The sequence below is a fragment of the Pedobacter psychrodurus genome (assembly GCF_004331735.1).
Lineage (GTDB): Bacteria > Bacteroidota > Bacteroidia > Sphingobacteriales > Sphingobacteriaceae > Pedobacter > Pedobacter psychrodurus.
Genome location: NZ_SJSO01000024.1, coordinates 51162 through 74361, shown reverse-complemented (window position 1 = coordinate 74361; position 23200 = coordinate 51162). Strand labels below are relative to the sequence as shown.

Below are 23200 nucleotides of genomic sequence, written 5' to 3'. Positions count from 1 at the left end.
AATATAGGAAGATGAAAAAAACATTAATAGTTAGCCTTATGGCGTTTTCCCTGGGTCTTAACCTCAAAGCACAACAAAAAACGGATAAGGTAGAAAAGGGAATTTTTAAACCTACCGATGAATCTTTAAAGCAGTACAAATATCCAGACTGGTTCAGAGATGCCAAATTTGGGATCTGGTCGCATTGGGGCCCTCAGGCGGTTCCCAGGCAGGGCGATTGGTATGCCAAGAATATGTATATACAGGGCAGTCAACAAAATAAATACCATGTGGCCACTTATGGCCCTCCATCTAAATTTGGATACAAAGATATTATCCCTTTATGGAAAGCTGAGAAATGGAACCCTGAGCAGCTAATGGTCCTATATAAAAAAGCTGGAGCCAAATATTTTGTAACGATGGGCTCACACCATGATAATTTCTTTTTATGGAACTCCAAAATCCATAAGTGGAATTCGGTAAATATGGGACCACATAAGGATGTAGTTGGTTTATGGCAAAAGGCGGCAAAAAAAGAAGGACTTCGTTTTGGCATTTCGGAGCATCTGGCTGCCAGTTTCAACTGGTTTCAGCCTAGTCATGGCGCAGACAAAACTGGGCAGTTTGCAGGGATTGCCTATGATGGGCGCGATCCGCAATATTCCGATCTTTATCATTTACCTGCTGATTCGACCGATATGAAAGAGTGGCTGACCAACAATACTGGCTGGCATAAACAATGGTTGGAAAATGTTAATGAATTGATCGATAATTATCATCCCGACCTGCTTTATTCAGATAGTAAGCTCCCATTCGATGATACAGGACGTACAATGCTTGCACACTATTACAATCAGGATATGGCCAAAAATAAAGGCAAGCTTGAGGCGGTATATACGCCAAAAGAGCCATCTGAAGGTAAATGGGCACAAGATGTGGAGCGCGGGGTATTGGATTCGATCAGCCCGTTTCCGTGGCAAACCGATACTTCGATAGGAGATTGGTATTATAGAACCGGGCAGAAATACAAAAGTGCGAATGAAATTGCCCAGCTTTTGATCGATATTGTAAGTAAAAACGGGAATCTGCTGATCAATGTTGTACAGACTCCAGAGGGAGATTTGGAGCCAGATGTGGTTAAAATTGTTACTGAAATTGGTGACTGGACCAAATTGAATGGAGAAGGCATTTATGCATCGAGACCATGGAAAGTATATGGAGAAGGGCCTTCTACCATTAAATCAAACCAGAAAAAGGGCCACTTTGGTGGCTTAACAGATTCTGGTATATATCAATCTACCGATATCAGATATACCACAAAGGAAGGCAATCTTTTTGCTTTCTGTTTGAATGTGCCAACAGAAAGTATCAGGATGACCTTACTTGGGCGCAAATCGAAATACCTGGAGAAGCCCATTACATCGGTTAGGCTGTTGGGCAGTAAAGGTAAATTAAAGTGGGTGCAGGAAGATGATGCACTTGTGATTACCAAACCCGCAGATTATCCGGCCTGGTTGGTAACTGGTTTCAAAATAGAATTCAAAAAATAGAAGAGCCGCTGGCATTTTAAAGTAAAAAATGAAAAGATATTGTCTGGCGCTAGATCTCGTTGATGATCCAAAACTCATAGCAGAATATGAAGCTTATCACCTTAATGGCTGGCCTGAAGTTAAGCGGAGTATTATCGAATCGGGTGTTGTTGAAATGGAAATATACCGCATCTCGAACCGTTTGTTCATGATCATGGAAACTGAGGATGATTTCAGTTTTGAAAAAAAGACAGCCATGGATATTGCTAACCCTAAAGTGAAAGAGTGGGAAAAACTGATGTGGAAATATCAGCAGGCACTACCCTTGGCAAAGCCTGGAGAAAAGTGGCTGCTGATGAAAAATATATTTAAGTTAAACAAAAGTGGGATATGAAAAAACCGAACCAGCATATGCGCACTGAACAGATCAGTTAATTAATATAAATCCTGGGCTTTACTTAAAACCAAAAAGGAGAATGCCTTTCGAACATTCTCCTTTTGTATTTTCTATTAATCAAAAAACTGTATCTGTTGTACCAAATAGGCCTTCCCAAGCTTTTGTGGATCGTGTACCACTGTAGCTTTAATGGCTTTCCATTTCGGTTGCTGACCTTTCTGCCAGTTTGCACGGATTTCCTGTGCATTTAGCCAGATTTCTTCAAGTTCATTCTGTACGGTACTGTTTGCATAAGTGAGCTGTAACTTATCTGGAATCATATAATAATCGTTCCCTGTTTTGCTTAGCCTAATATTTGGCCCGCCCACAACGTAATTGGTAATGAGTTGTACGGTGAAAGATTCACTTCCTTTATACTGCTCTTTGCTAATTATCTTTTCGAAAACAAAATAATATTCAGGCCCGTCTTGAAGTGGCTCTTTATCACGGTTGAACCTGGCTTTAACACGGTAGCTATAACCGGGTTCCCTTTGGTCAAAACCCGATAGCGAAGCACCAGCATCTACATTGCCGGGCAACTTTAAAAGCAGATCATTATCAGCATTATAACGATGGCTTACCAGCAATTCAACCTCCTGTCCGTTTTTTAAGTTCAGCGGACCATATCTTTCCGATTTTTTACAAGAAACAAATGCGAAGGCTACAAAAAGAAAAAGTAGGTTTTTCATAGGTGAGTGGTTTTTTAGATTAATGGTTTTTCCTAAAACGTAAAGATACCGATAGACGCTACAACATACTGATAGTTTTGTGCCCATGCCCTAATTTAATCGCTTCATTATTGAAAATCCTGATTTGGCAATGAAATAATTACTGATATTCCAAATGCCTCAATACAGTTCTTTCAGGTTATTGTTAAATATGCGCACAGATCATTTATCTAAACCTTAAAATGTGCTAATACTTCCGTGTTTTGTATAAATTGCTCTCCGCACCAGCCAATACCTTTGTTATCAATATTTAACAAAGAAAAAAATGTCGAAAATAATTTTAATTACCGGTGCCTCACGTGGCTTTGGTAAAATCTGGGCAAAGGCCCTTTTAGAGCGTGGCGATAAAGTAGCTGCAACTGCAAGAAATACAGCTGATTTAAACGATCTGGTAGAAGCTTATGGCGATGCCGTGTTGCCAGTTCAACTTGATGTTAACGATAGGGACGCCTGTTTTGCAGTGGTAGAAAAGGTAAAACAGCATTTTGGCCATATTGATGTATTGATCAATAATGCTGGCTTTGGTTTGTTTGGTGCAATAGAGGAAACCACCGAGCAACAGGCACGCGCACAAATGGAAACAAACTTTTTCGGACTGCTTTGGGTAACCCAGGCTGTTGTTCCGGTAATGCGCGAACAAAAAGCCGGACATATTATTCAGGTATCGAGTTTTCTGGGTTTGGTAAGTTTACCTGTGCTTGGCCTATACAACGCATCTAAATACGCCGTAAATGGCTTAAGCGAAACGCTAGCTCAGGAGGTAAAGGGTTTTGGTATTAATGTAAGTTTAATCGAACCAAATGGTTTTTCTACCGATTGGTCGGGTGCTTCAGCTTTCCAAACAGAACCTTTAGAAGTGTATGCGCCAGTTAAGAAAGCATTTTTTGATGCTTCAACACCCGATAGTTGGGGTAAACCAGAGGCAACGGTACCTGCGGTATTGGCGCTTATTGACAGTCCTAAACCTCCTTTACATTTCTTATTGGGCAAAGTAGCCTTACCTGGTGTTAAACAGGTTTATGCAGAACGCCTGGCCGAATTTGACGAATGGGCTACTGTAGCTGCCGATGCGCACGGTCATTAATAAATCATTAAAAAATTTAACTACAGGCTGTACGGGGTAATTGTGTAGCTTGTAGTTAATTACCATTTAAAGGAATGAAACACTATAAAAATTTGGCCGAATTGCACAGAGAAAATGCATTTCCGCCGCCTGAGAACCCATTGTTTAGCATTTACAAATGCGACCATATGTGTTCCATGGGCGACCGCGAATTTACGAGCGATTTCTATATGATCGGTTTTAAAAAGATTATTGCAGGTCATATCCTTTATGGGCGTACAAAATACGACCACGAGAGTGGCTCGATGATGTTTTTTAAACCTCATCAGGTAATCGAAATGAAAAACCTGGAGATGGATGAAGATGGCTTTTTGATTTTTATTCACGAAGATTTTTTGAATGGACATGTATTACATGATATCATCAAAAAATACCACTACTTCGATTACGAGACCAACGAAGCGCTACATCTTTCGCCCAGTGAAGAAAGCACCGTATGGGAGCTGTATCATAAAATTGAAACCGAATACCGAAACAACCAGGATGAATATAGTCGCGAATTGATTTTGGCCAATGTAGATACTTTGCTTAAGTACAGTCAACGTTTTTATAAAAGGCAATTTCTTAACCGCACAGAAATTTCGGGCAAAACAGTAACCAGGTTTAATGAAGAAATAAATAAATACGTGGCTAATGGATTATTGGCCACTAAAGGTTTACCGTCAGTACATGATATGGCAGAACGTTTAAATATTTCGGCAGGCTACTTAACAGATGTCTTAAAACAGGAAAGTGGAAAAACGGCCTTAGAACATATCCATATATACCTGATATCTGAAGCAAAAAATCGTTTGATCGGTGAAGATAGGTCGGTTTCAGAGATTGCTTATGCACTGGGATTTGAGAACCTCTCTTATTTCTCACGTTTATTTAAAAAAGAAGTGGGTATTAGTCCGAATACCTTTAAAAAGCAGTTGTTGAATTGAGTTGGTCAGGATTTGCAATCCAGACCCAAGTCCTACGGATTTGCAATCCGTTTTAACCAGTTATTTCTCCCGCAGATTTCGCTAATCAGCGCAGAATCAATTCCATCATCCCTCTTACATTTTCCATCCTTTAGCCACCAAGGCACGGAGGGCACAAAGGCATGTCTGTTTCTTTCGCGCAATAGACTTCGGACCCCGGACTCCCAACTTCGGACTAATGCATTATCCATCCTTTAACCACCAAGGCACGAAGAGCACCAAGGCATGTTGGTTCCTCGCACGCAATGGACTTCGGACCCCGGACTCCCAACTTCGGACTAATCCATTTTCCAGCCTTTAGCCACTAAGGCACGAAGAGCACCAAGGCATGTCTGTTTCTTTCGCGCAATAGACTTCGGACCCCGGACTTCCGACTAATCCATTTTCCATCCTTTAACCACCAAGGCATGAAGCGCACAAGGGCATGTTGGTTTCTCTCAAGCAATAGACTCTGGACTCTAGACTAAAAACCACTCATCCCCCAAAAGCCTACGTTCCTGTACTTTATCTTTTTTCTTAAAATTAGTTTTCGTTGCTTTGTTTGGAACAGAAAAATTTTGGAAAAGAAACCCTATATGTCGCTTTATTGGAAATGTCAGCTAATCGGTTGGTCAGTGGCTGCTTTGTATTGGACATTTCAAGGTTGGTCTGCCGCGGGTAGTTTCAGGTTCGATATCGCTGTTGTACAGTTTATTTCGGATGTGGCAATGTACATTTTGATTACCCATTTGTACCATAATTTTGCGAATAAAAACCGTTGGCAAGACCTGGCGCTCGAGAAACTGATCTGGCGGATGTTGATTGTTATTCCGGTGATGGGTATTTTTTATACCGTAGTTACCATTAGTAAGTTGTACCTGGTAAGGTTGCTGTTTCTAAGCCATCCACTACAGTCGTTTGCTGATTTTTTTAGTTTAAATGCAGCGGGTATTTTTGTTGCCGGTATCCGCTTAATTGCCATATGGCTTTTGGCCTACCACCTTTACCACTATGCAAAAAGAGAAATCCGCTTATCGGTAGAAAATACCAGATTAGCGCTTAGCTTTAAACAATCGCAACTGGATAATCTTTCTGCTCAGTTAAATCCTCATTTTTTATTTAATGCACTCAATAACATAAAATCTTTGGTGTACACCCGTCCTGATAATGCAGGTAGGGCAATCGATCTACTAGGCGAGCTGTTGCGCAGTGGATTGTATAAAGGCAGTGCTATGCTGATCAGGTTAAATGAAGAAATAGACCTCGTGAGAGATTACCTGGAGCTGGAAGGTTTGAGGATGGAAGAAAGATTACAATACGAGTTGGACATCGATATTTCGCGCTCTGGGCTAATGGTGCCACGCCTATGCATTCAAACATTGGTCGAAAATGCGGTAAAACATGGAATTTCATTAGAAAAGCAGGGTGGAAAGATTGAAGTAATCGTTAATGAGCAGAATGGATTTATAAGCATCCGTGTTTTGAACCCTGGCAAGTTGAAACAGGATAAAACGGTGGCAGGCATAGGGCTTCAGAACCTGAAAGAACGGCTCGGCCTTAGTTACCAGCACCATGCATCTTTTAACCTGTATGAAATGGAGCAAAAGGTTTGCGCCGAAATTAAAATCCCAATCAGATGAGAAATATTAGGACACTGATTGTTGACGATGAACGTGGCGCAAGGCAAGAACTGGCCAGGATGCTGAAAAGCTACCCACAGGTTACCATATTGGGCGAGGCTGCCAATGCTGATGAAGCCGAACAGCTTATCGGCCTTTTAAAACCCGACCTGATTTTTTTGGATATACAGATGCCTGGTCGTTCAGGTTTTGATCTGTTAGAAAATTTGGCGCATGTGCCACAGGTGATTTTTGTGACCGCTTTCGATAGCTATGCGATACAGGCTTTTGAAATAAGCGCCATGGATTACCTGATGAAGCCGGTACGGGAAGAACGCTTTAAAAGTGCAATGGATAAAGCCATAGAAAAGATTGGTGCGAATGATGGCGCAGCTATTTTTGTAAAGGATAGGAGCACACACCACCTCATTAAATGGAAAGATGTGCACCTGATCGAGTCGGTAGAGAATTACGCTCGGCTCTTTTTCGGGCAAGAGCAGGTATTGCTCAAAACATCCTTAAACAAAATCGAAGAAAACCCCGATTGTGAAAGATTTTTTAGGGCCAGCAGAAGTGTATTATTTAATCTCGACTACATCAGTTCGGTAAAAAAAGATGATGAGGGGATGTTTGTAGAACTTAAAACGGGAAACTTAATCAGAATATCAGAAAGGCAGGCTGTTAAATTAAGGAGCCTCATTAAAACATAAATTATAATTTTTTGATCATGAAAATAAACTTAGTAAAACTGGGTGTGGCTGTGCTATGCCTCGCAACGGGCATGGAAACCTTTGCACAGCAAAAACTAACCTTACCCGATGCCGTCAATTACATCATCAACGATAGTGTGATGATTAAAACCAAATACGGCATCACTTTATCGGCTGTGGTGGTGAGGAAAAAAGGTGTACAGGAGAAATTACCTGCCGCACTCTTTTATTTTATCTATTCCAATACCAACAAAAGCCTGATGGAAGCCAAATACGCTGCCGATCACGGCTACATAGGCATTGTGGCCGATGCGAGAGGAAAACGACTGAGCCCTGATAAGCCAGCGCCTTACGAGCATGAAGCACAGGATATAAACGCAGTTATCGATTGGATTATCAAACAATCGTGGAGCGATGGCAGGGTAGGGATGTATGGGGGTAGTTATTCGGGTTTTGCACAATGGGCAGCGGCTAAACACCTGCATCCAGCACTTAAAACTATTGTGCCCTATGTTGCCGCTATTCCAGGGCTTGGCTTGCCCATGGAAAATAATGTTTTTATAACCGCCAATTACCAATGGGCTTTTTATATTACCAACAATAAATATACCGATGATGCGGTAAATAACGACAATGCTCGCTGGCGTAGCATGAAGTTTAATTGGTGGGAAAGCGGGGCCGCTTATAACAAGATCGATAGCATTGATGGTACACCAAATCCACTGTTACAGAAATGGCTTAGTCACCCCGATTATGACGCTTACTGGCAGTCGATGGTGCCTTATGGCAAGGATTTTAAATACATCAATATTCCAGTGCTCAGTATTACCGGCTATTACGACGATGGGCAGGTTTCGGCATTAGAATACCTCCGCGAACATTATAAGTATAATTCCTCGGCCGAACATTATTTAATTATAGGCCCTTACGATCATTTTGGATCACAGGTAGGTGGTGTTGCCAAGCTGAGGGACTATGAAGTGGATTCAATTGCACTGATCAATACCCGCGAAATCACTTTCCAATGGCTCGATTATATCCTTAAAGGCGGAAATAAACCAGCACTGCTAAAAGATAAGATCAATTTTGAGGTAATGGGTGCAAATAAATGGAAGCATGCTCCTGCACTGGCACAGATGGAAGATCACTATGTGCGGTTTTATCTGGATAGTATAAACGGAACGATGTTACTGTCTGAGCAAAAGCCAGCTAAACAAGTTTTTATGCATCAGCAGGTTGATTTGGCAGACAGAGCCACATTCTACAACGATTATTACCCTGATCCGATCATCAAAAAAGAAATCGACAAATCCAATGGACTTTTCTTTATCACGAAGCCGTTTAATCAGGCCGTTTCAGTGTCAGGTGCGCTACAGGGAGAACTTAGCGCCATTATCAATAAAAAGGATATGGATGTAGGCTTGGTTCTGTATGAGGTTACCCCCTCTGGAGAATATTTTCAGCTTTCTTATTATTTAGGAAGAGCTAGCTATGCATACGATATGAGCAAAAGGAAATTGCTTAAGCCTGGCAAATTAGAAACCATGCCTTTTTACCGATCAAGGGTATTCAGCAGGCAGCTGCAAAAAGGTAGTAGATTACTTCTGGTACTCAATATTGATAAAAATCCTTTTGCGCAGATCAATTATGGTACAGGTAAGGATGTGAGTAAAGAAACCATAGGAGATGCGGGTATTCCGCTTAAGATTAAATGGTCGACCAGAAGTTTTATCGACTTAGGTTTTTCGGAAGCTGGGAAAAGTTTGTTTAAATAATATTAGCGCTTGTTGGAGGCTGTATCATATTTGTAATTCCATTCGAATTTGTCACGTTGTCCAAAGGACTCCTACGGAGAGCTTGTCGAAACGTCTTTCTAGATATCTAAACAGGTCCTTCGACTGCACTATCAATGAAAGTTTTTGTAAATTATTGATAATAAGTATATTACGTGCTTACTCAACAAGCAGCAGAAGGCTTGATAAAGTTACGAATCTGTCATCAACACTCCGATGTATTTGAAAAATTCTAACCTCTACCATTGACGTTATTTTATAATCATTTAAATATGAGTGGTTTATGTCGATTGCGTATTTCCGTCCAACTAGGCCGTAGCACCGTATCCCCGTTCTACTTAAATCCGGCCTAACAAATTTTTCGGGCTGCACTGCCCAAGCCAACCTACTAGCTTCGAAAGAAAAATTTTCAGCCGGTGTTTTTTGTTTCTTTTTGACACCAAAAAGAAAGAGCCAATAGGCGGCGGTGAGCCGAGGAAAGCATGAGCTGTAGGGTAAAAAATAATCAATTATATATGTCATTAATATTGATTTTTATACAATAAATTAATCCTCAGGATGACAATTCTATATTTATGATACAGTCTCCTAATCACTACGGATTTACAATCCATTATAAATATTTATTTGCTCCGCTGATACTGAACTTATTCAGCGCTGATATTTATTTTAGCACTAATGTTCTCTTAATTTAGATATTTGCAGCTGCAAATAATTTAGCTGATGAAACCCTACCTGCAACTTTTCGATTTTTCTAAGAAAATAAATTATAAAACTGAAATTCTTGCAGGTTTAACGGTGGCCATGACCATGATCCCGGAATCATTATCATTTGCTATCCTTGCGGGTTTCCCTCCTTTAACAGGTTTATACGCAGCCTTTATTATGGGTTTGGTTACGGCCGTTTTAGGCGGTAGGCCAGGTTTGGTTTCTGGTGGGGCAGGTGCAACAGTAATTGTACTTATCGCTTTAATGAAAACCCAGGGCATAGAGTATGTTTTTGCCGCAGTAGCTTTAGCCGGGGTAATCCAGATTGTGGTGGGGCTGTTTAAACTGGGTAAGTTTGTCAGGCTTGTTCCACAGCCCGTAATGTTCGGCTTCGTTAACGGTTTGGCGGTTATTATTTTTATGTCACAGCTGGAGCAGTTCAAAACTCTTGTTAATGGCAGGATAGTGTGGTTGAGCGGCACACCTTTATATATCATGTTGGCTTTGGTATTGGTTACGGTTGCCATAGTGATGATTCTTCCTAAAATAACCAAAGCCATTCCATCCTCACTGGTGGCTATTATTGTGGTTTTTCTTATCGTTTTATGTTTTGGAATCGATACCAAACTGGTTAAGAATATTGCTTCAGTTAATGGGGGTTTCCCTCCATTCCATATTCCGAAAGTGCCGCTGAATCTGGATATGCTAAAGATCATTTTTCCTTATGCACTTATTATGGCAGGTGTGGGCTTAACCGAAGGCCTGCTTACCTTAAATCTGGTTGATGAAATTACAGAAACCAAAGGCGATAGGAACAGAGAGAGTATTGCTCAAGGAATTGCCAATATTGCAAACGGCTTTTTTACGGGCATGGGTGGTTGCCCAATGATTGCCCAAACACTGGTTAACCTTTCGGCAGGTGCCAGGGCTAGATTATCGGGTATTATTGCTGCCCTAACTATATTGGTTATTATTTTGGTAGGTGCTCCGGTAATAGATCGTGTACCCATGGCAGCGCTGGTTGGTGTAATGATGATGGTAGCCATTGGTACTTTTGAATGGATGAGCTTTAAAGTGATTAATAAAATGCCTGCGCAGGATATTATCATTGGTATTCTGGTGGCTGTAATTACAGTTTGGCTGCATAACCTGGCCCTTGCTGTATTAATAGGTGTAATTATTTCGGCGCTTGTTTTCGCCTGGGAAAGTTCTAAACGGATACGTGCCACTAAATATATCGATGCCAGTGGTGTAAAAACCTATGAAATATTCGGCCCCCTGTTTTTTGGATCGATTGCTAATTTTAATGAGCTGTTTGATGTAGCCCAAGATCCGCAACATATCATAATTGATTTTAAGCACAGCCGGGTTTTTGATATGTCGGGCATTGATGCGCTGAATAAACTAACCGAACGCTACCGTTCGATTGATAAGAAACTCCAATTAAAGCACCTGAGCGACGACTGTAAGCGCTTGCTGAAAAATGCAGATCAGATTATAGAAGTAAACATTATAGAAGATCCTACCTATCGGGTGGCTACCGAAAAATAAATTAATTTAACCTTTCGTTTTTTATGGTGTAAGCCACACTTATAATGAAGCTAGTCTTGTAGAGTAAAATACGGCAATAGCTATCCTCATCCCAAAACAATTATTGGCAGTTTAATTTTACTGCTTTCTCCAAATTCCATGTTTTTACTAAAACGTTTAAGTATTTTAAGAAAATAGCAACATAAAATTGTTCTATTTATTGTAATTACTGGCTAAAAACATCCTTACATACTGTTTTATAGGATGTTAATTTTTTAGGGTATTCTGATAATATTTATTTTTTTACCTGTCTGGCTGACAATTATTTTAATAGAATTAAATATTATTGCGCTTTTTTATAAAAATTTCATAAAAATGACAATTTGTTATTAAAACGTTTTAGTATAGTATATATTTGAATTAACCAAATACTAAATTTTATGAGAACCCCTAACTATTACTACCGAAGTACCTGTCTTTTTAACCTAGGACATATCATGCCGTTTCCGAAAAAATAAGTTTTAGAAATCATTTTTTTTACCAATTAAAGATCCATTAACTATGCGATACTTATGGGCGTGCCTTGTTTTTTTTGCCGCGTTTACATTAAACGTTTTACCTGTTTTTTCGGCGGGCAAAAAACTTCATAAAGGCCTAACTACCAATCTTTTTGTTCTGCAGGATACAACTAAAATTAAGTATGTATCGCCAAAAGACTCTTTAAGGAAAGACAGCTTGGAACAAATTAAACTCAAAACAATTTACAATAAATTGTCTGGAGGTGTGCGGAAAGATGTTAAAGATCTTTCTCTGTTTCCTGCTATTTCCTTACAGCAAAACCTAAAAGGAAATTATGCGGGCTTATATGTACAAGAACCATCTGGCGAACCTGGCTCTATCCAGAATATGATCATTAGGGGTGCAGCTATGCCACTACTGTCAAAAAAGGATTTATATGCCGTACAGCCATTAGTGGTATTGGATGGAATTCCCTTAATCGGAGAGCATCCATTTGCCTTCGATATTCAACAGTACGATTTTAACAGAATTGGTCCGGCAACTAACCTTCTTGCCGGAATCGATATCAATAACATTGCATCTGTAGAGGTATTGAGTGATTTGGCAGGATCATCCATTTATGGCCCCAGGGGAGTAAACGGTGTTATTGTGTTAACCTCAAAAGCGGCTTCGGGCAATTCGAGGAGTATTAGCTTTAATTCATATATCGGTATGGTGCAAAAGCCAACGGTTAATACCATTAATGGTAAATATGAAAATGAATTCAGACAAAGGTTCTATGATATTTATACAACCAATGGCAGGTATTCTGATGATGAAGAATATCCTGTTTATTTAAGCGATTCGCTTAATAATGTATACAGTGGTAAATCTAACTGGACCGATTTATATTATAAAAACGCATTGATATACGGTATAAATTTTGGCCTGACAGGTGGGTCAGACCGTGCGAATTTTAGATTTTCGTTAGGTAATGCAAAAAGTCAGAGTGTTGCCGATGGTACGGGTTTAGACCGTTACAGCGCCATGTTCAATATCAACATGCGTCCGGTTAAATGGTTGCTTTTTTCTGCCATGATTAACGGTAACCGATTAAACCGTGATAGAAACAGAACACTTAGAGATAGGTTTGCACAGATTAATTACTTTCCTGATTTGAGTGCGCCACCTGCGCCCAATAAAGATTATTATGCCAGTTATTTAAATGAATACAGCAAAGGTTTTGATGATAATAAAACCAACCTGATCCAGGGGTATGCCAAATTAGTGGCTACACTGGGCAAGGTTAAATTATCATCGGCTTTTAATGTAGATTATAATGAAGGTTACAGGGATATATTTTATGCCAGAACCTTATTGCAGGGCAATAGCTATGCCTCAAACTATTATGGCTTTAACCAACGGTTAATGATTGATAATAAAGCATCTTACGATTTCAAGCTTAATACCGCACATGATTTCCATGTAGAGCTAGGCCAATCGATGATGTGGGATATTTATAAGTACAACTATGCTTATGCGTATAAAGGTGCCAATGATTATATTAAAATTAACTTATTGGATTCTGATCCAAAATTACCAAACGGGGGTGATAATCCTAATTACCTGGTACCAAAAGCATTTCCCAGAGAACTTACCTATCGCTTTTTAGATAAAACAGCAGATAACCTGTTATCATTTTATGGTAAAGTAAACTATTCGTATAATGATAAGTATTTCGTATCCGGAACATTACGTTTAGATGGATCATCTAACGCACAACCAACCAAACGCTGGTTTTATTCTCCGGTAATCGCTGCAGCATGGAATGTTAAAAACGAATGGTTAAAGGATACCAGATTGGTTGATGATTTAGTTTTAAGGGCAAGCGTTGGCCGTTTAGGCAGAACGTTTACCTACGATAATTATGCCCAGGGGCCGCAATATACCGCTTCAGTTGGTTACACAGGCAATTTAACCGTGCCGGGATACAATGCCTTCGGTGTACTTACCAGGCCATATTCGTTTGGCTGGGTGGGTTATGGCGTGCCATGGGCCTATTCAGATCAGTTAAATATCGGGGCTGATGTAGCCATGCTAAAAAACCGCCTGCATGTTTCAGTCGATTTTTACACCAAGGCTGATCAAAACCAGTTGATCGGTATTCCATCGTATGCAGAATATGGTTACAAACAATCAATAGAAAGCGGCATGGATGTGAGCAATACAGGCGTGGATTTATCCATCCACGCATTGGTAATGGCTAAAAATAAATTCTCATGGAATTCTTCATTGAATTTTAACCACAATAGCAACACCTTAAAAGCACTGCCAAGAGGCTTAAATGAAATTATAATCGGAAACAGGTTATTAAGAGTTGGAGAACCGGTAGATCAATATTGGTTGTTAGAAAATGAGGGCATCTATACTTCTACTGCACAAGTTCCGGAAGTAAATGGTCAGCCATTAAAGTATAATGGACAGGCATTAAAAGCCGGCGATCCGAGATGGAAAGACCAAAATGGAGATAATGTAATTGATGAAAAAGACAAAGTATTAAAAGGGCACTCATTGCCAACGCTTTCGGGTGGTTTTGATAACGCTTTTACCTATGGCAACTGGAGCCTGAGCACCAATTTATACTTCAATCTGGGCAGGAAGCTGATTAACCAGGAAATGGCTAGCCGTTTTGATTTTGTTAACCGCGAAGGTAATACCGATGTAAGCTCGGTGAAAGAAATTACTTTTTGGGAAAAACGTGGCGATTATAGCAAATATCCGCTATACAATCCTTGGAGTACCGTTATTCCTTACCGTTTAGATCAGGATCTTTTCTTAGAAAATGCCTCATTCTTGAAATTAAGATCGGTATCAGTAGGTTATGAGCTAGGTAACCTGTTGAAAAAGAGAAATATAAAGATTAATAAATTCTTTGTTTACGGTACGGTAAGCAATGTATTTGTCATCACGCCATATACTGGGCAAGATCCGGAATTGGTAAGCTATGACGGCATCGATACCGGCTATGGTCAACCCATACCAAGAACATACACTTTAGGAGTTAAAATGGAATTATAATATGGAAATAGCTACTAAAAATACATCAATAACGATGAAAAATATATTATACGCATTTCTGCTTGCTGTAATGGCTTTAACCAGCTGTAATAAAGCATTAGAAACCGACTCGAGTAGGGTGGTAGGCGAAAAAAATATGTGGAATACGGTAGAGGATGCCCGCGCCGGAATTCTGGGGGTTTATGCGTTAACCAGAGCTGCACTTTCTGACAACAACAGCCACTGGATTTATGGCGATGTAAGACCAGGCGAATTTACAAGTCCGAAAAGACAGGATTTAAAAGCGGTTATCAGCAACAATTTAAATGCATCTTATCCTGTGGTAGAATCGCTTTCTGATTGGACCCGGTTTTATGCCATTGTTAATGGTGCTAATGTTTTTCTGGAAAATATTGCACACGTTAAAGCAACGGATAAACGCTACTCGGATAATAACATGACGGTAGATATTGCCCAAGCCAGGTTTTTAAGGGCGTTTGCTTATTTCTACATGGTACGTATCTGGGGCGATATTCCTTTTATCATCTCTTCAAACGAAGGAGCTTTCGAAAATAAACCCAGAGAAAAACAAGCTAAGGTTTTAGCCTGGGTGGAATCTGAAATGTTAAGGGCCGCGGCCGATCTGCCATTTATTTATAGTGGAAACGATATTCAGCAGCCGGGCGATTATTATAATGAAAATGGAGGAAGATGGGGAGGCGCTTTGGCTACTAAAGTTACGGCTTACGCAGTACTATCGCACGTTGCCGCCTGGAATGCAGATTATGCCAGTGTTGCCAAATACACCAAATTTGTTGAAGATAACTATGGCCGAAGCGGTGGTGGTTTTACCTCAACTACCGATTTAAGCAACTCAAACGGGTTTTTCTACAATAAAAATACCCGACAAATGTTTGGTTTTAATTCAGATTATGGGCATATCGATGGTTCATCAACCGGGCATATTGAAGAATTGACCCTTGCAGAGCCAGTTATTACCAAATCGGTTCCTGATATCTATCTGCCAAAAGATTCGATCTTAAAATATTTCAATCTGGCGAAAGACGAAAGATTCTCAATTGATACGTTGGGCCAATCGAAATTCGACAGGTATTTCATCAATTTAAATGGTAAATATCCAATATTCAGTAAAATAAAGGTTATTCAGGGCGGCGGTACCGATCCAAACTTCAGGTATTTTACCAGTGCCTTAATCTTTACCCGGTTAGAAGATATTGTATTGTTAAGGGCCGAAGCACTATCCGTTTTAGGTGATCAGCAAGGAGCGACTGATGAGTTGAAGCAGGTAATGAGCAGGCGTTTACCTGTTGATACTGAAATAAAATTCGATTTCAGTAAAGATGATATTATCAAAATTATATTCGAAGAAAGACACCGCGAACTATTGGGAGAAGGCCATAGGTGGTACGACTTAATTAGATACAATAAAATTAAACAGAACGATGCCAAGTTTATGAACCTCATCAATTCGGGCGGGATCTACTGGCCAATATCGCGCAGGCTGATCTCTCAAAACAGTTTATTAACTCAGAACCCTTACTGGCGCTAAATAATATTGATATGAAAAATTTTATAAAATATATTGGTGTGCTAACAATACTCTTGTTATTCACCATCATTTATTCGGCTTGTAAAAAGAATGGGGGTTACTACGATGTAGAAGATACCGCCGTACCATATAATGGTAACATATACGAATATTTAAAAAGCAAGCCAGGGGTATACGACTCGTTAATTGTAGCGGTTGATAGAATGGGCTTAAAGAAAACCCTTACCGATAGTAATGTAACGCTTTTTGCGGTAACCAACCCTAGTTTTCAGCTGGCATTAAGGAACTTAAATACTTTAAGAAAGCAATCGGATAAAGACCCGCTATTTCTATCGAATATTGATGGAATCCAGTTGGATACCATGGTTTCTTATTATATTATTAGGGGCGTAAAACCTTCTGATTCTTTAAAACTGCAGGATGGACTTAATTTAACCAGTGCTAAGGTAGCTTATCCCATGCATGCCAAATCGGTGAGAGGCTCTGCCTCGGGCGAGGTGGGAGCCGGTCCGGAAGTGATTCAGTTTAGCAATACCAAAAAGAGCAAATTTATCAGAAACTGGTCTACAAGTACAACTGCATCAAACAATATCAAAACCAAAAATGGTATTGTGCATGTAATTAGTCCCGATCATATTTTCGGTTTCGATGGTTTTGTTACCCGCTTAACTTTTATTCCGCCTCCGCCAAACTTAATGGTTACAGTAGGTGGTACTTTCTCTGCTAACCGCGAAAATGGCGGTGGACCAACCAGTGGAGAAAACTCTAAAAAAGTTATCGATGGGGACGATCATACTAAGTTTTTATGCGATCTGCAAGGATTTTTAACCATGCAGTTTAAACTTAAAACGCCGGAAGTATCGTCGGTTTACACTTTAATTTCGGCAAACGATGCGGTAGAAAGAGATCCAAAAGCCTGGACTTATGAAGGCTCGCAGGATGGTGTTAACTGGACCGAGTTACACCGGGTGACTAATTTCTTTTTCGAAGAAAGGTATCAGCAAAAAGTTTTTAGATGTACCAATACCACTGCGTACCTATACTACCGCATAAATATTACGGAGCTAAGAAGTGGTGGTACCTTCCAGCTTGCAGAATGGACTATAAACAAATCGAACTAGGGTGATGGGACATAGAAAAAATAAAATAACGAAACTTATGAAGTCAATCGTAAAAATAGAAATGGTTGTGGTTTTGTTTGCATTAATTGCTTTTAGCGGATGCAAAAAACTATACGATCTGCCTGAAGAAAAAGATTACCTGAGTAATAATGTAAACTTTAGTAATAAAGTATTTGAACCGATTATTGGCAGAACCAACCTAATGGGAGGTTTTAATGGCGATAATTCTACCCAGCCTATTACCTTCGAAATTGTAAATGCACGCTTTGGCGATGGTAAACCGGTTACCGATATTTTTCAGAAAGTACCCACTTACGTGTTCATTGCTCCATATACCGGGTTAGAAAAAAGCCTGGCAGAAATAGAGGCTAAAAGAAAGATAGAAGTGCACCCTTTGTTTGAGGTACGTTCTTCAGGAGAGTTTATACTTTGGGGCTCATCTACCAACCAGTTAATCAAACCAAGACCAATTGATAGTACAAACTTCTCTCAGGATACCCGCTTTTTTGATGTGAAGATTAAAAATACCGGTGGAGAACGTTTGATCAGAGATTTACAGATCAGACCTTTTAGAGAAAGACCTTACGAACCTTCTAACGATTTTAATGCTTACACCGGTTTGCCTGCTCCCGATCCTAAATTTCCTTTAGATAAAAATCTGAGAGATTACATCCGTCCATACCTAAACAATGTAATTGGCGCTACAAGCAACAAAAATCTGATCAGTAACAACGATCAAAAAGATGTAGTGGTATATATCCGTCCGTTTACAGGTGGGAATGGACATTCGCTCCGCATTAAAGTATTAAATAAAGATGGGGTTGAAATTAATCCATCGTCTTTTAACGAAACCGTTTGGGATAAAATGATACATGGTTTTAACATGCAGAAAACGGATAAGTATGTGCAGTACGATGTAGCCTATCCAATTCCATTGGTAGAAATTCCAACCTTTTACGCGCCAGGAGGCTCGAGAGCAAAGGCACAGTTGAGTTACTCCAGAGGCTCTTTTGGTGGTGGGCGTATCATTGCCAACTTCGGGGTCGATTTTGCCATTTACCAGGCTGGAGATTGGGAAATTGTATTTCACTTCAAAACAGATAATCCAAAATTTATCAGCGAATAGGCAATATTTAAAGCTAATATTATGAAAAGAAATATACTTTTTTATACATTACTTGTGGTGTGTATAATGCTTGGCACCAGTGCTTTTTCGCAGGAGAAATTTAACCTTGTGAATGGTACCGTTGTTGATAAAGAAACAAAACAAGGTGTTCCGGGTGTATCTATTATTTTAGAGAGCACCAATAAAGGTTTAACCCAAACCAACGGCAGCGGAAAATTTTCAGTTAACGTACCCGAGGGTTCTACCTTAATATTCAAATTTATTGGTTACAATACACAGCGTGTAAAAATTACCAATCAAAATAACATCACTGTAACCATTTCTGAAGACCGCAAAGAGCTGGATCAGATTGTTATTGTGGCTTACCAGAAAAGGTCTAAACAAACCACTACAGGATCATCAGTTTTAATTCAGGCAAAAGAGGTTCAGGATATACCGGTTTCTAACGTAGAGCAACTTTTACAGGGTAAAGTGCCAGGATTAAACATTCAGAACAATACCGGTGCGCCAGGTTTTAGGGGTTCGGTGCAGGTTCGTGGATTATCAAGTTTAAGTATCTCGGGCAGTGGTAACGAATCATTTTTACAGCCAACTTCACCATTGTATATAATTGATGGCGTTCCGTTAGATGCAGATAAAGCTGCGGAGTTTGGTTTTCAGAGTCAAGGGCCGGGTGTGAGTCCACTTTCATTAATCCCTCAGGAAGATATCGAAAACATCCAGATTTTAAAAGATGCGCAAGCAACCTCCATGTATGGTTCGCGAGGGGCATACGGGGTAATTATTATCACGACCAAAAGAGGTAACTCTAAAGTGCCAAGGATTAGATATGTATCCAATTTCTTTGTTAAAACCCCACCAAAACTTCGCGAAACTTTGGGCGGTAATTCGGAAAGATCATTAAAAATCCAGCAGATTATTTTAAATGCGTCCAATGTTGATGATATCAGGAGAATTTCTAATACTTCATTCCTTGCCGATAGTTTAAACGCATACTGGAACAACTCTACCGATTGGCAGGATGTATTTTTCCAAAATACCTATAACCAAAGTCATAACCTGGCTTTAGATGGTGGCGATCCTAGGTTTAACTATAAAGCCAATCTAGGTTATTACACCGAAAAAGGAGTAATAAAAAACACAGGCTATAACCGTTACAACCTCAACATGAATATGGAGTTTAAGCCAAACGATAAGTTTAGATTTTTTGGTTTTATTAACGGCTCGGTAGGAAAGCAGAATAAAGGAAATGGTGTTGGTTTATTACAATCGGGTGTAGCTGCAAACGGTCAGGTATCTACCTTATTGCCACCACCATCTTTCTATCAGGCATCGGGAGGGGTTTTATCGGCATTACAAACATTAAACGATAACAACTCCAGAAACTTAAGAACTAACGTAGAAGCACGTTACGAGTTTATTCCTGGTTTGGCCGTATCTTCTACTTTAAGTTACGATTATACTTCCGATACCGAATCTACCTTTACGCCAGCGGCGGCAAATGGCCAGTTTGCTAAAGTATACGATTATGTAGGCAGAAATTTCCAGTTGTACAATAGAAATGGGATTACCTACGCCAAAACCTTTGGCGAAAAACACAGTCTTTTCGTAAATACCTTTAACGAAATTTACAAACAAGGTGCCCAGGCTGGTGTTACCCGCCAGGAAAGAACACCTAACGATCAGTTACAGGGACCATTAGGTTACGATGCCTATTACTCGCGTGGTGGAGGTGTATTGTCTAACTACAGAAACGCAACCATCGCATCGTTCGCAGGTTCAGTATCGTACGATTATGATAAAAAATATGTAGCCGAATTTTCTTACCGTTTAGATGGTACCTCATCCAGTGGATTGGAAAATCCATATTCTAAAAACCCTTCCATTGGTTTAAGATGGAATTTTAACAAAGAGAACTGGCTGGCCGATATGAAATGGTTATCGTATGGTAGCTTGAGGTTAACCTGGGGGCAAAATATTGTACCAACAGGTAATCTCCAAAGTATTTATGGTATTTATAACCTGAACAATAACTTTAACAACAACCCAACCATTGGAATCGATTATAATATTATTCCAAACCCTAACTTAAAACCAACCACAACAAGCCAGTACAATTTAGGTTTCGATTTGGGGTTATTTAACGATAAAATCTCGGTAAACTTCGATACTTATTTTAAAAAGGTTGATAATTTGTTATTCGATAGGCTTTTATCGAATACTACCGGATTTAATAAACTGGCGAGTAACGATTTAGGTATTGCCAATTATGGATCGGAGATCATGATTACCGTGAGACCAATAGCGAGCAAGGATTTTGATGTTTCTGTTTCGGTAAATGGTGCACTTAACCGCGATGTGCTGTTAAAACTTCCGGCAGAGTATAATGGGCAGTTCATTAAATTTGATGGTTCTGGTTACCTGCAGCACAACGTTTACCGGGTAGGTAGAAACACACTGTCTAACTACTTAAGGATAAACCAGGGCGTTTATCAAACCGATGCCGATGTGCCAACCGACCCTGTAACGGGTAAGAGGTATCAATCTAACGGACAGTTTTTCTTAGGCGGTGATCCGATGATGAAAGACGTAAACGGAGATTATATTTTAGATGGCCGCGATTATGAAGTTACGGGTAATTCTCAGCCTTTAATTACGGGCGGTCTTTCTACCAACATCAGGTATAAAAAATGGGGCTTAAATGTTTATGCTACTTATACGGCCGACAGAACTATTTTGAATAATGCCCTGGCCGATAGAATAGCCATTATGCGCGATCCTTATTCACTACAATCGGTGGTGCCATTAAACGACCTTAATATCTGGACGAAACCTGGTGATGTTGCAAAATACCCTTATCCGTATGATTACAAAAGATTTGATCAGATTCAACCACTAAGGGCCGATCAAACACTTTGGCAAGAAAGCGGAACCTATTTAAAAGTAAGTAATGTAACTCTTTCCTACATGTTCGATAAAAAGTTTATCGCCCGTTTCGGAATGAGCAGTTTAAGAGTATATGCCTCTACAGATAACTTAATTACTTTCTCTAAGTACACCGGGCCAAATCCTGAAAACGTAACCACATTGGGGCGCGATATTTCTACAGGATATCCTGTTCCGCGTACTTATAACCTTGGTGTACAGTTAGAACTTAATACAGGCAATTAATAGATATTATTATGAAAAAGTTTATCATTTATTCTTTGATTTTAGCAGCATCGTTTTCATTGCCTGCTTGTAAAAAGTTTCTGGATATCCAACCTTTAGATAAGTTATCAGGAAATAACTTCTTTCAATCTAAAGAAGATGTAGAAGCAAATATTTACGATTTATCGCGTATTGTTTTCGGTAAGTTTAACGAAACGCATTTTATAGGAGCAACAGGCGAGTACCGCTCTGGCGAAGTATTATACGAAAGCCAGTCTGATTTAGCCCCAGCCCGCGAGTTTGTTGAAATTTTGGGTAAAAACAACCTCTTAGGTTTATTGGCAGGCGGTCGTCCATGGGATTTTTACAACTTCAACAGAATTACCGATTGGACCGATTATTATCGTGCCATACAAGGCGCCAACATTTTAATTGCGAAGCTGGACGAAGGTGTGCCCGGATTATCCGATTTACAGAAAAATCAGTATAAAGCCGAAGCTGCGTTTATCCGTTCGCTAAGCTATTTTATCATGGTAAGGTTATATGGCGATGTAGTGTATTATACCGATGCCTTCCATTCTACAGCTTTGCCACGCGAAAACTTTGTTTCAGTATTAAACAAATGTATAGCTGATCTTAAAACCTATAAAAATCAAATTCCCTGGACCTATACCGATCCATCTTTAAAAGGTGTTAGGGCCAGCCGCGGAAGCATTATTGCCTTAATTATGGAAATGAACATGTGGAATGCAGGTTTTGATGCGAACAATTCGAAAAAGTACTACCAGGAAACTGCCGATTTGGGACGCGAAATGATTGCCAGCGGCGCATACAGATTATTGCCGATTACAGAATGGGCTACTGTAATTAAAGGAAGATCAGACGAGAGCTTATTCGAATTTTACCGCAGTATAAACTATGGCGATCAAAATACCAATACAGCGCCGGTTGCCGATATGTTTTTGCATTATCCATATAAAAGACCAGAATATACCCACCGTGTAAGTTTTGCCTATTTCAGAGGTGAGTATATGCAGAAAATTTTTCTGGATGGTAGCGATAAGAGAATTACGACCTGGTTTAACGAAGATATTTTTGCCGATAACGGGAAATTTATGATGTTAAAATTTGCGCAGAATTCTTTCTCTACAGGTGAAGAAGATGCCAACCCTGATAATACGTTTATGATTTTTAGGTATGGTGGCGAAATTTTACTGGCGGCAGAAGCGCTTGCCAATTTAGGAGAAGATACCGAAGCCATTAAGCTGGTAAATATGATAAGAGATAGAGCACAGGCATCGAAATATGCTGGTGGCGGAGGCTCTACATTAAAGGATTTTATTTTTTACGAAAGATCTAGAGAATTAATAGGGGAAGGACACCATTATTTCGATTTGGTGCGCACCAAGAGAATTTTAAGCAGCCAATGGTCGTACAACGTACTCACGTCAGATAAATTTAGTCGTGGCGCGTGGACCTGGCCAATAAGCGGAAATGCTTTAAATAACAATCCATTTATGCGGTTAAACGATTATTGGGTTAATGGTGGTAATTAATTTTAAATAGAAATTATACAAGA

Annotated in this window: 15 protein-coding genes; 14 read left to right on the top strand and 1 reads right to left on the bottom strand. The window is 39.7% G+C overall.

Annotation, left to right across the window (positions count from 1 at the left end; genetic code table 11):
• Nucleotides 1–11 precede the first annotated feature (11 nt).
• Nucleotides 12–1529, top strand: coding sequence for an alpha-L-fucosidase (locus tag EZ456_RS21390; protein WP_131533698.1), 1518 nt, complete (start codon nucleotides 12–14; stop codon nucleotides 1527–1529).
• 28 nt (nucleotides 1530–1557) lie between these two features.
• Nucleotides 1558–1902, top strand: coding sequence for an L-rhamnose mutarotase (locus tag EZ456_RS21385; protein ID WP_131533696.1), 345 nt, complete (start codon nucleotides 1558–1560; stop codon nucleotides 1900–1902).
• A gap of 116 nt (nucleotides 1903–2018) precedes the next feature.
• On the opposite strand, the gene EZ456_RS21380 is transcribed toward EZ456_RS21385, so the two are convergent.
• Nucleotides 2019–2633 carry a hypothetical protein gene (locus EZ456_RS21380; protein ID WP_131533694.1) on the bottom strand — a complete coding sequence of 205 codons (615 nt, stop codon included), beginning with the start codon at nucleotides 2631–2633 and terminating at the stop codon, nucleotides 2019–2021.
• Nucleotides 2634–2937: 304 nt separating this feature from the next.
• Between EZ456_RS21380 and EZ456_RS21375 the strand changes: the two genes are divergently transcribed.
• The 12 genes from EZ456_RS21375 (at nucleotide 2938) to EZ456_RS21320 (ending at nucleotide 23177) form a co-directional block, all read left to right on the top strand.
• A complete protein-coding gene (locus EZ456_RS21375; RefSeq protein WP_131533692.1) occupies nucleotides 2938–3756 on the top strand; it encodes an SDR family NAD(P)-dependent oxidoreductase in 819 nt (272 codons plus the stop codon).
• A gap of 74 nt (nucleotides 3757–3830) precedes the next feature.
• Nucleotides 3831–4721 (top strand): helix-turn-helix domain-containing protein, encoded by an 891-nt coding sequence (locus EZ456_RS21370; protein WP_131533690.1) that lies wholly within the window; start codon nucleotides 3831–3833, stop codon nucleotides 4719–4721.
• Nucleotides 4722–5317: 596 nt separating this feature from the next.
• A complete protein-coding gene (locus EZ456_RS21365; RefSeq protein ID WP_131533688.1) occupies nucleotides 5318–6379 on the top strand; it encodes a sensor histidine kinase in 1062 nt (353 codons plus the stop codon).
• Complete coding sequence (locus EZ456_RS21360; protein ID WP_131533686.1) at nucleotides 6376–7068, top strand: LytR/AlgR family response regulator transcription factor; 693 nt, start codon at nucleotides 6376–6378, stop codon at nucleotides 7066–7068. The genes EZ456_RS21365 and EZ456_RS21360 overlap by 4 nt, the downstream gene beginning before the upstream one ends.
• Before the next feature lie 17 nt (nucleotides 7069–7085).
• A complete protein-coding gene (locus EZ456_RS21355) occupies nucleotides 7086–8843 on the top strand; it encodes a CocE/NonD family hydrolase (protein ID WP_205945150.1) in 1758 nt (585 codons plus the stop codon).
• Nucleotides 8844–9584: 741 nt separating this feature from the next.
• Entirely contained in the window at nucleotides 9585–11120 is a 1536-nt protein-coding gene (locus tag EZ456_RS21350; RefSeq protein ID WP_131533684.1) for a SulP family inorganic anion transporter, read from the top strand.
• 540 nt (nucleotides 11121–11660) lie between these two features.
• Nucleotides 11661–14675 (top strand): SusC/RagA family TonB-linked outer membrane protein, encoded by a 3015-nt coding sequence (locus EZ456_RS21345; protein WP_131533681.1) that lies wholly within the window; start codon nucleotides 11661–11663, stop codon nucleotides 14673–14675.
• A gap of 34 nt (nucleotides 14676–14709) precedes the next feature.
• Nucleotides 14710–16224 (top strand): RagB/SusD family nutrient uptake outer membrane protein, encoded by a 1515-nt coding sequence (locus EZ456_RS21340; protein ID WP_225876592.1) that lies wholly within the window; start codon nucleotides 14710–14712, stop codon nucleotides 16222–16224.
• A gap of 11 nt (nucleotides 16225–16235) precedes the next feature.
• A complete protein-coding gene (locus EZ456_RS21335; RefSeq protein ID WP_131533677.1) occupies nucleotides 16236–17345 on the top strand; it encodes a fasciclin domain-containing protein in 1110 nt (369 codons plus the stop codon).
• A gap of 37 nt (nucleotides 17346–17382) precedes the next feature.
• Nucleotides 17383–18471 (top strand): DUF5007 domain-containing protein, encoded by a 1089-nt coding sequence (locus EZ456_RS21330; protein ID WP_131533675.1) that lies wholly within the window; start codon nucleotides 17383–17385, stop codon nucleotides 18469–18471.
• A 21-nt stretch (nucleotides 18472–18492) separates the two neighbouring features.
• Nucleotides 18493–21642, top strand: a complete 3150-nt coding sequence (locus EZ456_RS21325; RefSeq protein WP_225876591.1) for a SusC/RagA family TonB-linked outer membrane protein — start codon at nucleotides 18493–18495, stop codon at nucleotides 21640–21642.
• Nucleotides 21643–21653: 11 nt separating this feature from the next.
• A complete protein-coding gene (locus EZ456_RS21320) occupies nucleotides 21654–23177 on the top strand; it encodes a RagB/SusD family nutrient uptake outer membrane protein (protein WP_131533673.1) in 1524 nt (507 codons plus the stop codon).
• The last annotated feature ends 23 nt before the right edge of the window (nucleotides 23178–23200 follow it).

What these genes read in the sequence shown, in the direction of transcription:
- EZ456_RS21390 (WP_131533698.1), top strand. Translation starts at nt 12, where the DNA reads ATGAAAAAAACATTAATAGTTAGCCTTATGGCGTTTTCCCTGGGTCTT.
- EZ456_RS21385 (WP_131533696.1), top strand. Translation starts at nt 1,558, where the DNA reads ATGAAAAGATATTGTCTGGCGCTAGATCTCGTTGATGATCCAAAACTC.
- EZ456_RS21380 (WP_131533694.1), bottom strand. Translation starts at nt 2,633, where the DNA reads ATGAAAAACCTACTTTTTCTTTTTGTAGCCTTCGCATTTGTTTCTTGT.
- EZ456_RS21375 (WP_131533692.1), top strand. Translation starts at nt 2,938, where the DNA reads ATGTCGAAAATAATTTTAATTACCGGTGCCTCACGTGGCTTTGGTAAA.
- EZ456_RS21370 (WP_131533690.1), top strand. Translation starts at nt 3,831, where the DNA reads ATGAAACACTATAAAAATTTGGCCGAATTGCACAGAGAAAATGCATTT.
- EZ456_RS21360 (WP_131533686.1), top strand. Translation starts at nt 6,376, where the DNA reads ATGAGAAATATTAGGACACTGATTGTTGACGATGAACGTGGCGCAAGG.
- EZ456_RS21355 (WP_205945150.1), top strand. Translation starts at nt 7,086, where the DNA reads ATGAAAATAAACTTAGTAAAACTGGGTGTGGCTGTGCTATGCCTCGCA.
- EZ456_RS21350 (WP_131533684.1), top strand. Translation starts at nt 9,585, where the DNA reads ATGAAACCCTACCTGCAACTTTTCGATTTTTCTAAGAAAATAAATTAT.
- EZ456_RS21345 (WP_131533681.1), top strand. Translation starts at nt 11,661, where the DNA reads ATGCGATACTTATGGGCGTGCCTTGTTTTTTTTGCCGCGTTTACATTA.
- EZ456_RS21340 (WP_225876592.1), top strand. Translation starts at nt 14,710, where the DNA reads ATGAAAAATATATTATACGCATTTCTGCTTGCTGTAATGGCTTTAACC.
- EZ456_RS21335 (WP_131533677.1), top strand. Translation starts at nt 16,236, where the DNA reads ATGAAAAATTTTATAAAATATATTGGTGTGCTAACAATACTCTTGTTA.
- EZ456_RS21330 (WP_131533675.1), top strand. Translation starts at nt 17,383, where the DNA reads ATGAAGTCAATCGTAAAAATAGAAATGGTTGTGGTTTTGTTTGCATTA.
- EZ456_RS21325 (WP_225876591.1), top strand. Translation starts at nt 18,493, where the DNA reads ATGAAAAGAAATATACTTTTTTATACATTACTTGTGGTGTGTATAATG.
- EZ456_RS21320 (WP_131533673.1), top strand. Translation starts at nt 21,654, where the DNA reads ATGAAAAAGTTTATCATTTATTCTTTGATTTTAGCAGCATCGTTTTCA.